The sequence below is a fragment of the Mesorhizobium sp. M0626 genome (assembly GCF_040320665.1).
GTDB lineage: Bacteria > Pseudomonadota > Alphaproteobacteria > Rhizobiales > Rhizobiaceae > Mesorhizobium.
Genome location: NZ_JAMYQD010000006.1, coordinates 152,644 through 166,386 on the forward strand (window position 1 = coordinate 152,644; position 13,743 = coordinate 166,386).

At 61.8% G+C, this 13,743-nt stretch carries 12 protein-coding genes; 4 read left to right on the top strand and 8 right to left on the bottom strand.

The window, feature by feature from the left end:
- The 5 genes from NKI37_RS09395 to NKI37_RS09415 form a co-directional block, all read right to left on the bottom strand.
- Positions 1 to 249, bottom strand: coding sequence for a sulfurtransferase TusA family protein (locus NKI37_RS09395; protein WP_027050749.1), 249 nt, complete (start codon positions 247 to 249; stop codon positions 1 to 3).
- Positions 250 to 309: 60 nt separating this feature from the next.
- The gene (locus NKI37_RS09400; protein ID WP_352713599.1) at positions 310 to 1,605 is read right to left on the bottom strand and encodes a L,D-transpeptidase family protein; all 1,296 of its coding nucleotides are present in this window, start codon (positions 1,603 to 1,605) and stop codon (positions 310 to 312) included.
- Between the two features lie 233 nt (positions 1,606 to 1,838).
- A complete protein-coding gene (locus tag NKI37_RS09405) occupies positions 1,839 to 2,789 on the bottom strand; it encodes an acetyl-CoA carboxylase carboxyltransferase subunit alpha (protein ID WP_352463189.1) in 951 nt (316 codons plus the stop codon).
- Positions 2,790 to 2,877: 88 nt separating this feature from the next.
- Positions 2,878 to 3,789 carry a site-specific tyrosine recombinase XerD gene (locus tag NKI37_RS09410; RefSeq protein WP_286439652.1) on the bottom strand — a complete coding sequence of 304 codons (912 nt, stop codon included), beginning with the start codon at positions 3,787 to 3,789 and terminating at the stop codon, positions 2,878 to 2,880.
- Positions 3,790 to 3,810: 21 nt separating this feature from the next.
- Entirely contained in the window at positions 3,811 to 3,963 is a 153-nt protein-coding gene (locus NKI37_RS09415) for a hypothetical protein (protein WP_023670666.1), read from the bottom strand.
- Between the two features lie 171 nt (positions 3,964 to 4,134).
- Here NKI37_RS09415 and NKI37_RS09420 point away from each other — a divergent pair, with 171 nt between their 5' ends.
- The 3 genes from NKI37_RS09420 to NKI37_RS09430 are packed head-to-tail and all read left to right on the top strand — an operon-like array spanning position 4,135 to position 6,769.
- Complete coding sequence (locus NKI37_RS09420; RefSeq protein WP_023670667.1) at positions 4,135 to 4,746, top strand: shikimate kinase; 612 nt, start codon at positions 4,135 to 4,137, stop codon at positions 4,744 to 4,746.
- On the top strand, positions 4,743 to 5,876 hold the full coding sequence (gene aroB / locus NKI37_RS09425; RefSeq protein ID WP_352790763.1) for a 3-dehydroquinate synthase: 1,134 nt from the start codon (positions 4,743 to 4,745) through the stop codon (positions 5,874 to 5,876). The genes NKI37_RS09420 and aroB overlap by 4 nt, the downstream gene beginning before the upstream one ends.
- Entirely contained in the window at positions 5,873 to 6,769 is an 897-nt protein-coding gene (locus tag NKI37_RS09430) for an HlyC/CorC family transporter (protein WP_023670669.1), read from the top strand. Before aroB ends, NKI37_RS09430 begins: the two co-directional genes overlap by 4 nt.
- Positions 6,770 to 6,810: 41 nt before the next feature.
- Here NKI37_RS09430 and NKI37_RS09435 read toward each other — a convergent pair whose 3' ends face one another.
- Genes NKI37_RS09435 through NKI37_RS09445 form a run of 3 tightly spaced genes read right to left on the bottom strand, consistent with a single transcriptional unit; the run spans position 6,811 to position 11,645 of the window.
- The gene (locus tag NKI37_RS09435) at positions 6,811 to 8,361 is read right to left on the bottom strand and encodes a SpoVR family protein (protein ID WP_352790761.1); all 1,551 of its coding nucleotides are present in this window, start codon (positions 8,359 to 8,361) and stop codon (positions 6,811 to 6,813) included.
- Between the two features lie 9 nt (positions 8,362 to 8,370).
- Entirely contained in the window at positions 8,371 to 9,678 is a 1,308-nt protein-coding gene (locus NKI37_RS09440) for a YeaH/YhbH family protein (RefSeq protein WP_023686733.1), read from the bottom strand.
- Positions 9,679 to 9,695: 17 nt separating this feature from the next.
- Positions 9,696 to 11,645, bottom strand: a complete 1,950-nt coding sequence (locus NKI37_RS09445) for a PrkA family serine protein kinase (RefSeq protein WP_023714986.1) — start codon at positions 11,643 to 11,645, stop codon at positions 9,696 to 9,698.
- 536 nt (positions 11,646 to 12,181) lie between these two features.
- Here NKI37_RS09445 and NKI37_RS09450 point away from each other — a divergent pair.
- Positions 12,182 to 13,735: an acetolactate synthase large subunit gene (locus NKI37_RS09450; protein WP_023701378.1), complete on the top strand. Its 1,554-nt coding sequence runs from the start codon at positions 12,182 to 12,184 to the stop codon at positions 13,733 to 13,735.
- The last annotated feature ends 8 nt before the right edge of the window (positions 13,736 to 13,743 follow it).

Here is a 13,743-nt window from a genome sequence, read left to right on the forward strand (position 1 = left end):
CTATGCGCCGCGTTCGACCAGGAAGCGGTGGCCGCCGCTGACGGCTGATGTTTCAACAAGCTGGTGGCCAGCGTCGGCGCAAAAGGCGGGGATGTCGATGACCGCCAGCGGGTCGGTGGTCTCCAGCCAAAGCCGGCTGCCCGGCTGCATTGCCGCCAGGCGTTTTTTCGCCTTGAGAACGGGCAGGGGGCAGTTCAGGCCCTTGAGGTCATAGATCGCGGTGTGATTTGTTTGTTTGTCTTCATGCATGTCTTTGTCCCAAAACCGCTGCGCACTTTTGGGCGACATGCATCGGCAAGGCGAAAAACCTCAGCCGCCGAACATGCCTAGCAGCTTGTTCTTGATCTTCGACATCCGGCTTTCGTCCGCCGGCGGTTCTGCAGGCGCCGCCTCGACGCTCGCAGTGGCGACCGGCTGCTGGGGGGCCTGCTTGGCTGCTTCCTTTTCGGCCAGCGCTTGGGCCTTTGCGGCTTGCTTTTCAGCCAGTGCCTGGGCCTTGGCGGCTTTCGCAGCCTCGATGGCAGCAACCCGCTGTTCCTCGGCCTTGCGCTTGGCTTCCTTCTCTGCGTCCAGCGCCGCCATCTTGCGGCCGGCGGGCGAATCGATGCGGCCCATGCGCGCCGTCTCGGTCAGCGTGCCGTCGGAATTCAGCGACGGCGGTTCGATCGGCACGCGCTCGCCCCGGGCGCGGCGCTTCGACCAGTCTGAAACGATGGCGGCTTCCTTGATGCCGGCAATGGTTGGCTTGGGCGCCGGCACGCTGGCCTTGACCGCGCCGGTGAAGGCCGCGTCATAGCTGCTTTGATAGGCGTTGAGTGCGCTCTTCAGCGAATCGGGCTGCGTGGTCGCGGGGCATGCGCCAGTCGGATCGAATGTCGTGCCCTCAGGCGCCACCTGGTTGAAGACATAGCGCTTGTCGCAGACATCGACCTTCGGTGGCACCTTGGTGATCTCGAAATTGTCGTAACCGACCTTCAGCATCTTCCAGAACTCATAGTTCGGGTCGTTGCGGTAGCGCGCCATGTTGGCGGCGGTCATGCGGAACGGGAAGGCCTGGATCTGGAACTCGGTCTGGCCGCCCTGGAAGGCATCGCGACCAAAAGCGTAGATCTGCTCGATCTGCGGGTCGGTCATCGAATAACAGCCCGACGACGAGCAGGCGCCGTGCACCATCAGATTGGCGCCGGTGCGGCCATTGGCACGGTCATAGGCGTTGGGATAGCCGATGTTGAAGGACAGGTGATAGTTCGAGCGCGGATTCATCTGCGACGGGCGGACCGTATAGAAACCTTCCGGCGCCTGGCGGTCGCCCTCGGTGTATTTTGGGCCGAGCTTGCCCGACCATTTGCAGATGTCGTAGCTGGCGACCATCTCGTAGCGGCCGGTGGTCTTGGCCTTCCAGATTTCGAGCTTGCCTTCTTCCTTGAAGATGCGAGCCATCACCGACGAGGTGCGGATCATGCCCTTGGCTTTCATGTCGGCCAGGATCTTGTCCGGCAGCGGCTTGCTGGCTTCCGGCGCAAAATTCTTCATCGAGGAATCGTTGCAGCCGGCAACGCCAAGCGCGGCGATCAGAAGTGCGGTGCGGGCAAGCTTGGTAAACATGGATACGGCTATGTCTTTTTCTCGCGTCACGGCCGGATAGCGCCCGGGCCTGCATGCTGAACACTGACGGACCCTAAGCCCGTTAACCTTGAAAATTCCTTACCGCAAGCGTCGGACAGCGCCCCCACGGCAATTCGCCCGGTGTCACGGATTTTTTATTGAGCCGAATGCGGCGGCATTTTTGTGGCGAAATTGCTCCTTGACGCCACATTGCGGTGCGCTGCCGGCCAAAATCAGAGGCTGCGGCCCATCGCCAGGTATTTTTCGCGGCGCTGTTCGCGAAAATCGGTGTTGGCGCCGGCAAAATCCTTCATCGTCTTGGCGATGAGGTCGCCGGTGGCGGCGATCACCGTTTCGGGCGCGCGCTGGGCGCCGCCGAGCGGCTCGGCAATGATGGCGTCGATGATCTTCATTTCCAGAAGGTCCTGGGCGGTGATCTTCATGTTGGTCGCCGCATCTTTCGAGCGCGTCGTGTCGCGCCACAGGATCGAGGCAGCGCCTTCCGGCGAGATCACCGAATAGATGGCGTGTTCCAGCATGTAGACGCGGTTGGCGGTGGCGATCGCGATGGCGCCGCCCGAACCGCCTTCGCCGATGACGACCGAAATCGATGGCACTTTGAGGCCGAGGCAGGCCGAGGTTGAGCGGGCGATGGCTTCAGCCTGGCCGCGTTCCTCGGCGCCAACGCCGGGGTAGGCGCCGGCGGTGTCGACCAGCGTCAGAAGTGGAATCCGGAAGCGGTCGGCAAGTTCCATCAGCCGCACGGCCTTGCGGTAGCCTTCAGGACGCACCGAGCCGAAATTGTGCTTGAGCCGGCTCGCCGTGTCGGAGCCCTTTTCCTGGCCGATGACGGCCACCGGTTCGCCGCGGAAGCGAGCGAAGCCGCCGATGATCGCCTGGTCCTCGCCGAAATTGCGGTCGCCGGCGAGCGGCGTGAAATCGCTGAACAGGCCCTTGATGTAGTCGAGGCAATGCGGCCTGTCGGTGTGGCGCGCGACCTGCACCTTCTGCCACGGCGTCAGCGCCTTGTAGATGTCGCGCAGCGCGTCGCGCACGCGCTTCTCGAGCCGGCTGATTTCGTCGCCGACATCGACCGCCTCGCCATTCTCGGCAAGCTTCTTCAGCTCGAGGATCTTGAGTTCAAGGTCCTGCACCGGCTTTTCGAAATCGAGGTAATTGTACATTCTTGAGCGGACCGATGCGTCGGAAGGCAAACATCGCGCAGACGTAGGCTCCGCGCGGGCACGTTGCCCTCACATAGCGATATGAGGCCTAGTCGGCAAGCGGATGATGATCGTTGACCAGACGCACCAGCCGCTCTTCCAGCACATGCGTGTAAATCTGCGTGGTCGAGATATCGGCGTGGCCGAGCAGCTGCTGCACCGCCCTGAGATCGGCGCCGTTCTGCAGGAGATGGCTGGCAAAAGCATGGCGCAGCACATGCGGCGATATTTTCGCCGCCGATATGCCGGCTCGCGCGGCAAGGCCTTTGAGATCGCGGGCAAAGACCTGCCGGGAGAGAAAGCCGCTGTCGCCGGCGGCCGGGAACAGAAACGGGCTGTCGGCGAAAGCCGGCACCGACGCCCGGGCCGTGAGCCATGCCCGCATCGCCATGCGGGCCTTGGCCGACAGCGGCACCATGCGCTCCTTGTCGCCCTTGCCGCGCACCATGAAGAAGCGGTCGTCGCGCTGGGCGACGGTCACCGGCAGGCCGACAAGTTCGGAGACGCGCAACCCGGTGGCATAGAGCACCTCGACCAAAGCATGCAGGCGCAGTGCCGCCACCCGGTCGCCATTGACGCCATCGCCTGTCTCAAGCGCCGCACGGTCGAGCAGCCGACCGGTATCGGCCTCGCTCATCGTCTTGGGCAGCGGCCGGCCTTTTTTCGGACTGTCCAGCGTGCCGGTCGGGTCGTCGCCGCGCAAGCCCTCGGCGTAGAGAAACTTGAAGAACTGGCGGATCGCCGACAGTTTGCGCGCCTGCGACGTCGACGCAAAGCCGCGCGCCGCGATATCGTCGAGATAGGCGCGGATGTCGGCTGCGGCGGCAGCGGCAAGCCCGCCGGCAATCTGCTGCGAAGCGTCTTCGAGATCACGGCGGTAGGAAGACAGCGTGTTTGCAGCGGCACCGCGTTCGGCGCTCATCATCTCGAGAAAGGCTTCGATGCGAGCCGCGCTGTTCATGTTCCAGGGGTCAGTTTTGGGTCAGTTTTTCTTGGGGTTCAGCTTTTCCGGTGGAATGCGCACGGTGATTTCGGCTTTTTTCGGCTCGACGAACATCGCCAACGCCACCATCGTACCATAGGCAATGCCGGCAAGAATCATCATCGTCACGACAAAGCGGAACAGTGTCGGCATCAATCTTCGCCCGTCTTCTTGCTCTGCGATTCCAAGCCCGTGTCCTTATGGGACGCTAATTCCGTCAATTCAAGGACGAAGGGCTCTGCGTGCGAAAGGCGCTATGCTTGACGCAAACGGGCTTTTGATGTCGATACGCCGGCAAAGACGGCTTAGAAACAGCATGGTCTCATGAACGCGTTACCAGCAAATCCTCCCGGCGATAGCCATGCCGCGCTGCTCGACAGGCTGGGAAGCCGCTCGATCGTCTTTGTCGGCCTGATGGGCGCCGGCAAGACGGCGATCGGCCGCAAGGTGGCGACGATGCTGTCGCTGCCCTTCGTCGACAGCGACCAGGAGATCGAAACCGTGTCGCGCATGACGGTGCCGGAACTGTTCGAACGCTATGGCGAGACCGAATTCCGGGCATTGGAGCAGCGCGTCATCCTGCGCGTGCTGGAGAGTGGGCCGCAGGTGCTGTCGACCGGCGGCGGCGCGTTCATGAATGCGCAGACGCGGGAAGCGATCGCCGGGCATGGCGTGTCGGTGTGGCTGAAGGCCGAGATCGACCTGTTGATGGAACGCGTGTCCAAGAAGCAGAACCGGCCGTTGCTCAAAAGCGCCGATCCGCGCGCCGTGCTCGAGCGGCTGATGGGCGAGCGCTACCCGGTCTATGCCACGTCCAACATCACCGTGCCGACACGCGACGACCGCAAGGAGGTCATTGCGACCGAGGTTGTCGACGCGCTGTGCGGGCATTTCGGCATTCCGGCTCCGACTGCGCCGGGCGAGGTGCGGCTGTGAGCGAACCGGTCACTGTCGAGGTCGGCCTTGGCGAGCGCGCCTATGACATCCTGATCGGCCCCGGCCTTTTGGCGCGCGCCGGCGCCGAGATTTCGCGCCGCCTGCCCGGCACGAGGGCGGCGGTGGTCACCGACGACAATGTCGCGGCGGCACATCTCGACGCGCTGAAGGCCGGTCTGGAAACACGCGGCATCCAGCCTGCCGTCATCACTTTGCCGGCCGGCGAAAAGACCAAGAGCTTTGCCCATCTCGAAGAGGTGGTCGACGGCGTGCTCGCCGCCAAGCTGGAGCGCGGCGATGTCGTCATTGCGCTCGGCGGTGGCGTCATCGGCGACCTCACCGGCTTTGCCGCCGGCATCGTGCGCCGCGGCATGAATTTCGTCCAGATTCCAACCTCGCTGCTGGCGCAGGTCGATTCCTCGGTCGGTGGCAAAACCGGCATCAACAGTCCGCGCGGCAAGAATCTGGTCGGTGTCTTCCACCAGCCGAAACTGGTGCTGGCCGATACCGAAGTGCTCGACACGCTGCCGATCCGCGAATTTCGCGCCGGCTATGCCGAGCTTGCCAAATACGGGTTGATCGACCGACCGGCGTTTTTCGCCTGGCTGGAAGCGAACTGGGAAAAGGTGTTCGCTGGCGGACCGGAGCGGGCCGAGGCCATCGCCGAGGCGTGCCGCGCCAAGGCCGATGTCGTCGCCCGCGACGAGTTCGAAACCGGCGACCGCGCACTGCTCAATCTTGGCCACACGTTCGGCCATGCGCTGGAAGGCGCCACACAGTATGACGGCGCCCGCCTCGTCCATGGCGAAGGCGTCGCCATCGGCATGGCGCTGGCGCACCGCTTTTCCGCAAGGCTCAATCTGGCCAGCCCGGACGACGCGGCGCGGGTCGAGGCGCATCTTCGCGCCGTCGGTCTACCCTGGCGGATGGCCGACATCCCTGGTGAGTTGCCCGATGCCGAGGCGCTTCTTGGCTTCATCACCCAGGACAAGAAAGTGTCGCGCGGCGCGCTGACCTTCATCCTGACGCGCGGCGTTGGCCAGGCTTTTATTGCCAAGGATGTACCGGCGTCGGAAGTGCTTTCGTTCCTCAGCGAAAACCACCCGGGCCAGGAAGGCCGGCCGCGATGATCAACGAGCCCGGCTGGACCGTCGTCGCCGTCCTTGCCATCCTCATCCTGCTTGTCCTGGCCGTGCGCACGCGCCTGCTTGCCATGTTCGGCTATGAGTTGTCGCGCATCGAGCCGCAGCGCTCGACCCAGGACGAGTTGCGCGGCGCGGTCGACGATTTCCGCCGCGACGGCCAGATGGTGCGTGAGGACCGCGACCGTGTCGGCGGGCTGTTCGATCTCGCCGAGCTCGAAGTCTCCGACATCATGGTCCACCGCACCAATATGCGCTCGGTCAATGCCGACAATGGGCCGGAAGCCGTGGTGCGCGAGATCCTGCAGAGCCCGCACACCCGCATGCCGTTGTGGAAAGGCTCTCTCGACAACATTGTCGGCGTGCTGCACGCCAAGGACCTGCTGCGAGCGCTGAACGAGGTCGGCAACGACTTTTCCCGGATCGACGTGATGAAGATCGCGTCGAAGCCTTGGTTCGTGCCCGACACCACCACGCTGCAGGAACAGCTCAACGCCTTCCTGCGTGCCAAGGCGCATTTCGCTATCGTCGTCGACGAATATGGCGAGGTCGAAGGGCTGGTGACGCTGGAGGACATTATCGAGGAGATCGTTGGCGAGATCGCCGACGAGCACGATGTCGACATTCAGGGCGTCAAGCAGGAGGCGGACGGTTCCGTGGTCGTCGACGGCACCGTGCCGATCCGCGATCTCAACCGGGCGCTCGACTGGAACCTGCCTGACGAGGAAGCGACCACCATTGCCGGCCTGGTCATCCACGAGACGCAGTCGATCCCCGAGGAAAAGCAGGCTTTCACCTTCCACGGCAAGCGCTTCGTGGTGATGAAGCGCGACAAAAACCGGATCGCCAGAATCAGGATCAGGCCGGCGGGCGAATCTTAAAGGTACCGAGCAGGCCCGCCACATGACGCTCTTTGCCGAGCTTATGCCGCGATCTGGCTCGTAGACCGTTCGTGGATGGTCGCACCGGTTTGAGCGTCAACTGCGACCAGGCTGACCTCGTAGCCCCAGAGGCTGCGGACATGGCGCAGCGTCGCGTCACGGCTGGCCCCTTCGAGCACAACACCATCCTTTACCCTGTGTTGCAGCCGCAACTGCCGGTCGCCGAGCAGGTCGACATCAATCACCTGGATGTCCGGCCGATTCGCTCCAAGGTCGTAACTGTGGGCTAGCTGGGCGCGTATCTTGTGATAGCCACGTTCGTTGTGGATCGACGCGACTTCGAAATGCAGTTTGTCGGCTCCATCGCCAAGCACGAAGAACCGCCATTTTCGGATCAAGCTCGGGCTGAGGTACTGGCGGATAAAGGATTCGTCGCGGTGGTTGGCCCAGGCCTCAAGCAGGACCTCGCGCCAGTTGCCATGTCCTGCAATGTCCGGGAACCAGTCGCGGTCCTCCGCCGTCGGCTCGGTCGAAATGCGCTGTATGTCCTGCATCATGTCGAGGCCGAGGGCATAGGGATTGATGCCTGAAAACCGGGGATCGTCAAAGGCCGGCTGGAAGATCACGTTCGAATGGTTGCGCAGGATTTCGAGCATGGCACCTTCGCCGATCCGGCCACGATCGAATAGCATGTTCATGAGGGTATAATGCACGAAGGTGGCGCAGCCTTCATTCATGACTTGAGTCTGTCGCTGCGGGTAGAAATATTGCGCGATGACGCGGACGATCCTGATGATCTCGCGCTGCCAGGGTTCCAGGATCAGGCTGTTCTTCTCGAGGAAATAAAGGAGGTTTTCCTCGGGAAGGTTGAGCGATCTCTTGCGCTCCGCCATCCCTTGATCCTCATTGCCGGACTTGTTTTTGTTCTGCGACGGCGGCAGCGTGCGCCACAGATCGTTGTAGGAGCGCTCTTCGTATTCGAGGCGCTCGCGAAGCCCTTCGCGCTGTCGCTCCGACGAGAGCTTTGGCGGCCGGTGGTAGCGGAACACCCCTTGTTCCATCAGCGCATGGGCGGAATCGAGAATGGCCTCCACTGCTGCAAGGCCGTGCCGCTCCTCGCACCGGGCGATGTAGCCCTTGGCGAAGTCCAGATAACCCAGGATTGCCCCGGCGTCGGTCCATTGCTGAAACAGATGATTGTTCTTGAAGAAATGATTGTGGCCAAGCGCCGCGTGGGCCGTCACAAGGGCCTGCAACGCCATGGTGTTTTCCTCCATGAGGTAGACGATGCAGGGATTGGAGTTGATGACCAGTTCATAGGCCAGCCCCCGACCACCCTTACGGTAAAGAAGCTCCTGGTGAAGGAAATGTTTGCCGAACGACCAATGCCGATACATCAGTGGCATGCCGATAGATGAGTAGGCGTCGAGCATCTGCTGGGAGGAGATTATCTCCATCTGGACCGGGTAAGTATCGAGATACAACTCGTCGACCGCGATCGCCTCGATCTCTTCAAAAGCCCGCGATAATTTCTCGAAATTCCAGTCAGAACCGGAAAACAACAAATTCGTTTCGTTGGCTCGCCTGACCATCTCTCTCTCTCAAGCGCTCTTGATGGCCGCCGGCTGCCTGGCGAAGAGCCGGTGGAAGACCGGGTAAATATCCGCGGGAGCAGCGATGCGGCTCATCTGGAAGTTGGGCCATTTCAGCTCGATCGTACTGTAGGCGCGCCAAAGCGACGTCCCGTTTTCGGTAGCACCGAATATGTGGCTCTCGCGTTCGTCGATGATCTCGACATAGGCGAAATACTGGCACAGGCGCATGAGCTTGCCGTTCATGAGCTCTATGCATCGCTCGGAATCGGTGGTGAAATTGTCCCCGTCAGAGGCCTGCGCGGCGTAAATGTTCCACTCGCTGGCAGGATAGCGCTGGCCGATAATGCGGTGCATTTCGTCGAGCGCGGTGGAGACGATCGTACCGCCGCTCTGCGTGTTGTAGAAGAACGTGTCCTCATCCACTTCGTGCGCCTCATGGGTATGGCGGATGAAGACGATCTCCGTGCGTTCGTAGCGCCGTTTCAAGAACAGGTGCAGCAGCACGAAGAAGCGTTTGGCCAAGTCCTTTTCGCGTTGGCCCATCGATCCGGACACGTCCATAAGGCAGAACATGACGGCATTGGCATTCGGCACCGGCCGGGCGTCGAAGCGGTTGAATCGGATATCGACCGGATCGACAAAGGCAATTCGCCTGCGCCGTCGCTCCAGCCGGTCAAGCTCGTCGCGTAATTCCGCGATGCGCTGGCGCACCGCCGCGCCGGCCGGGGCCGACTCAAGCGTGACGATTTCCCGGAGGATCGCCTCCAGTTCCTGCTGCGTGGGGCGCCTCAGCGCAATGCGCCGGCCTAGGCTGTTGCGCATGGTGCGGCCGGCATTGATGTTGGTCGGGGAACCGGTTGCCGCGAAGCCGGCCCGGCGCGGCTTGAAGGCAAGGATTTCCTTGAGATTGAGCTTAACCAGGTCGGGCAGTTCGAGATCCTCAAAAAAGAGTTCGAGCACCTCCTCGCGTGACAGCACGAAACGAAAATCGTCTTCCGACGCCGTGTTTCCTGGCGACGACGCCGCGCCGCCCCCATGCGGCTTCGGGAGCAGGTCTCCAGGGGAAAAATGCCTGTTGCCCGGAAGGATGTGTCGGCGCCGTCCGCTGGCCCTGTCATCGTTGAAGCTCGGCTCGGCCGTTTTCCTTTCAGGCATGGGCACGGCGTGCTCGGTATCCACGTCGGCGATCCTGCCAGTGCGGATTTGATCGCGAATGCTCCGCTTCAACTCCTCGCGAGCACGCCTGAGGAAGCGCTGTCGATTGCCAAGGCTCTTGTCCTTGGGGTTCAGGCGACGGTCGATGAAGATCGGCATGGAACCATCCGGCTCTGTCAACCCGCCTTGTTCACCCGCATGTACCAGTCCACCAGCCGGCGTACCTGCCGTTCTGTGTAGCCACGCTCGATCATGCGCTGCACGAATTCGTTGTGGCGCTTTTCCGTAACGCTGTCTTGCTTGGAGCCGAAGCTGATCACCGGCAAGAGGTCCTCGACCTGTCCGAACATCCGCTTCTCGATGACCTCGCGCAGTTTTTCATAGCTGGTCCATGACGGGTTGCGGCCGTGGTTTCTTGCGCGAGCGCGCAGAGTGAACTTCACCACCTCGTTACGGAAGTCCTTGGGATTGGCGATGCCTGCCGGTTTCTCGACCTGCGAAAGTTCGTTGTCCAGGATCTCCCGGTTGAGGATCTGGCCGGTGTCGGGGTCCTTGTAGTCCTGGTCCTCAATCCAGGCATCCGCATAGGCGATGTAGCGGTCGAAGAGGTTCTGGCCGTATTCGCTATAGGACTCCAGATAGGCCTTCTGGATTTCGTGGCCGATGAACTCGGCGTAGCGCGCCGCAAGCTCCGACTTGATGAATTCAAGATAGGCCGCTTCCGTTTCCTTCGGGAACTGCTCCCGCTTGATCGCCTCCTCCAGAATGTACATCAGATGCACAGGATCGGCGGCCACCTCCTCATTATCGAAGTTGAATGTCTGCGAAAGGATCTTAAAGGCAAAGCGCGTGCTGACGCCCGTCATGCCTTCATCGACGCCGGCGGCGTCGCGATATTCTTGGACCGACTTTGCCCTGGGATCGACTTCCTTCAGATTTTCGCCGTCATAGGCGCGCATCTTGGTGTAGAGCGGCGAGTTGTCGTGCTCGGCCAAGCGCGTCGAAACTGCAAAGCGGCTGAGGATGTCCAAAACTTCAGGGGCACAGGGGCTGGCGGCCAACTCGCTCTCACGCAGCAATTTCTCATAGATCTGCCTCTCTTCGGTGATCCGCAGGCAATAGGGTACCTTGACCACCAGGATGCGATCGAGAAACGCCTCGTTGTTCTTGTTGCTCTTGAACTGTTGCCATTCCGACTCGTTGGAATGGGCGACGATGATCCCCTGGTAGGGAAAGGCGCCGAAATTTTCAGTGCCGTTGTAGCTGCCTTCCTGTGTCGCGGTCAGCAGCGGATGCAGAACCTTGATGGGTGCCTTGAACATCTCGACGAATTCAAGCAGACCTTGCGTGGTCCGGTTCAGGCCACCGCTATAGGAATAGGCATCGGGGTCGGACTGGCTAAAATTTTCCAATTGCCTGATGTCGACCTTGCCGACCAGGGCCGAGACATCCTGATTGTTCTCATCGCCAGGTTCGGTCTTGGCAATGCCGATCTGGCGCAGCCGCGAAGGCATCAGCTTGACGACGCTGAATTTGGAGATGTCGCCAGACAATTCGTCGAGGCGCTTGGCCGCCCATGGCGAAATCAATCCGTTCAGCCGGCGCCGGGCTATGCCGTATTTATCCTCTAGCAGATCACCCATGTGATCGGGATGGAACAGCCCAAGCGGCGACTCGAAAACCGGGCTGATCTGGTTGCCGACCTTCAGCGTGTAGATCGGGCGCTGCTCCATCAGTTTCTTCAGGCGCTCGGCCAGAGAGGATTTGCCGCCGCCGACCGGGCCGAGGAGATAGAGGATCTGCTTGCGTTCTTCGAGACCCTGCGAGGCATAGCGGAAATACCCGGCTATGCGCTCGATCGTATCCTCCATTCCATAGAAGTCGGAAAAATGAGGGTAGACCTTGAGGGTCCGATTCGAGAAAATGCGGCCGAGCCGCTCGTCTTTGCTGGTGTCAACCAGTTTTGGTTCGCCGATTGCGTCGACCATCCTTTCGGGAGCCGAAGCGTACATCGATTTGTCTTCCCGACAGGCAAGAAGATACTGTTGGATGCTGACCTCTTCGTCCGCCGCATTGGCATAAATTTCCGAAAAAAGATCGAAGACGTCGGATTGGGTTGCACGCATGATGTTCTGCCCTCGGAGCCGATCTGGATTCCAATCGCCTCATCACCTTCAACTGTCGGAAAGCATTGTTGGTTCCCTTCACATGAAGGAGAGTGGCTGCAATCCGGGTAGAAGGCTTGGGAGGAAACATTCGGAGTGGCTGGAATGGCGGGTTGCCCGGTGCTGCGGCGCTGATGGGCGGCGTTGTCGCCGGCCAGCTATCTCGATGGACACAAGCATCCGCCGACCTTCATCGCCTATTCGCGCGCCGAAGGCCGCGACGACCAATCGAAGGCTTTGCCAAACGCCTGCGCGCCATCGGCACTGAAGTGACGCTGTTCGACGGCAACGCCTACACGCATATGTCGATCAATCACGACTTCGGCGAGGACGGCGACGCGTTGACCGCCGCGATGCTGGCCTTCCTGAATGGACCGTCGGTTGATCCCCGATCCCCGCGAGGCGTCCTGGATCAGACCAAAAGCCCCGGCGGGACATTGCCGACCCGGCGGCTACAGGTGCAATTGTTCCTGAGTTGTCGATTGGGAAAGAAAATCATGAATGGCGCCGATCTGCTGTGCGACGTGCTCCTGGCCAATGACGTCACGGTCTGCTTCGCCAATCCTGGCACATCCGAAATGCATTTCGTTGCCGCACTGGACCGCAAACCTCAGATGCGCTGCGTGCTCGGCCTGTTCGAGGGCGTGGTGACCGGCGCCGCCGACGGCTATGCGCGCATGACCGACCGCCCGGCAGCAACGTTGCTGCATACCGGACCGGGTCTCGCCAACGGTTTGGCCAACATGCACAACGCAAGGCGTGCGCGCAGCCCGATGATCAACATTGTCGGCGACCATGCTTCCTACCATCTGCCGCTCGATGCCCCGCTGACCAGCGACATTGAAGGCCTGGCGTCGCCGATGTCGAACTGGGTTGGCCGCGTCAAGGGGCCGGCCGATATTGTGCCGGCCGCAGAGGCGGCTTTCCGCGCCTCACTCACGCCGCCTGGCGTCACGACCTTGATCCTGCCTGCGGATGCCGCCTGGGGCGAAGTTGCTGCGATTTCGCCTGGCAAGGTGAAGCTGGAGCCGCCGCCCGCCGTCGACATGGCTGTTGTGCGCACGATCGCCGAAGCAATCCGCGCCGCGCCGGGCCGTGTCGGCATGGTGGTGCGTGGGCAGGCGGCGCGCGCCGATGGACTTGAAATCGCAGGGAGAATGTCATCGGGAAGCGATGTCAGGCTGTTCAGTGAGGTTCTGATCGCCCGCATGCAGCGCGGCCGCGGGCGGTTCGCCCCGACCCGCATTCCCTATCCGGTCGATGCGGCGACGGCCATGCTCCGGGATATCGACTTGCTGGTGCTGGTCGGCGCCAAGGAGCCGGTTGCCTTCTTCGCCTATCCCGGCAAGCCCGGGCGGCTGGTTCGGGACGATTGCAAGGTGCTTTCGCTGGCGGCGCATGGCCAGGATCTGAAAGCGGCGCTGGAGGCGCTGGCTGCCGAGGTCGGCATCAAGCCGACGCAGCAATTCGCCGCCGCAACCGCCTTTCCAGACGAACCGACGCTGAGCGGCAGACTGACGGACGATGCCATCGCGCTGTCGGTGGCGCGCAAACTTCCGGCCAATGCCATCGTCTGCGACGAAGCGGTCACCTCGGCGAGACGGTTCTTCGCGCTATCCGCCTTTGCGGCGCCGCACGACTACATGATGGGTACGGGCGGATCGATCGGCGGCGGCATTCCGATGGCGACAGGAGCAGCGATCGCCTGCCCGGACCGCAAGGTGATCAATCTCGAGGCCGACGGCAGCGGCATGTACACGGTGCAGGGACTGTGGACCCAGGCCAGGGAAAAGCTTGACGTCGTGACCATCATCTTTTCCAACCGGACCTACGCCATCCTGCATGGCGAAATGAAGAATGTCGGGGTCAATGAGATCGGCGAGAACGCTAGGCGCATGCTCGATCTCGACCATCCGGCGCTGGACTGGGTTGCGCTGGCCAAAGGCATGGGCGTCGAGGCGGCCCGCGCCGACACGTGCGAGCGGTTCGACGCGCTGCTCGACAGTGCCCTGTCGCGTCCGGGACCGTTTCTCATCGAAGCGGTGATCTGAGGCGGAGA

Excerpts from the sequence above, each read along its gene's own strand:
- NKI37_RS09395 (WP_027050749.1), bottom strand. The coding sequence starts at position 249 with ATGCATGAAGACAAACAAACAAATCACACCGCGATCTATGACCTCAAG.
- NKI37_RS09400 (WP_352713599.1), bottom strand. The coding sequence starts at position 1,605 with ATGTTTACCAAGCTTGCCCGCACCGCACTTCTGATCGCCGCGCTTGGC.
- NKI37_RS09405 (WP_352463189.1), bottom strand. The coding sequence starts at position 2,789 with ATGTACAATTACCTCGATTTCGAAAAGCCGGTGCAGGACCTTGAACTC.
- NKI37_RS09410 (WP_286439652.1), bottom strand. The coding sequence starts at position 3,789 with ATGAACAGCGCGGCTCGCATCGAAGCCTTTCTCGAGATGATGAGCGCC.
- NKI37_RS09415 (WP_023670666.1), bottom strand. The coding sequence starts at position 3,963 with ATGCCGACACTGTTCCGCTTTGTCGTGACGATGATGATTCTTGCCGGC.
- NKI37_RS09420 (WP_023670667.1), top strand. The coding sequence starts at position 4,135 with ATGAACGCGTTACCAGCAAATCCTCCCGGCGATAGCCATGCCGCGCTG.
- NKI37_RS09430 (WP_023670669.1), top strand. The coding sequence starts at position 5,873 with ATGATCAACGAGCCCGGCTGGACCGTCGTCGCCGTCCTTGCCATCCTC.
- NKI37_RS09435 (WP_352790761.1), bottom strand. The coding sequence starts at position 8,361 with ATGGTCAGGCGAGCCAACGAAACGAATTTGTTGTTTTCCGGTTCTGAC.
- NKI37_RS09440 (WP_023686733.1), bottom strand. The coding sequence starts at position 9,678 with ATGCCGATCTTCATCGACCGTCGCCTGAACCCCAAGGACAAGAGCCTT.
- NKI37_RS09445 (WP_023714986.1), bottom strand. The coding sequence starts at position 11,645 with ATGCGTGCAACCCAATCCGACGTCTTCGATCTTTTTTCGGAAATTTAT.
- NKI37_RS09450 (WP_023701378.1), top strand. The coding sequence starts at position 12,182 with ATGAATGGCGCCGATCTGCTGTGCGACGTGCTCCTGGCCAATGACGTC.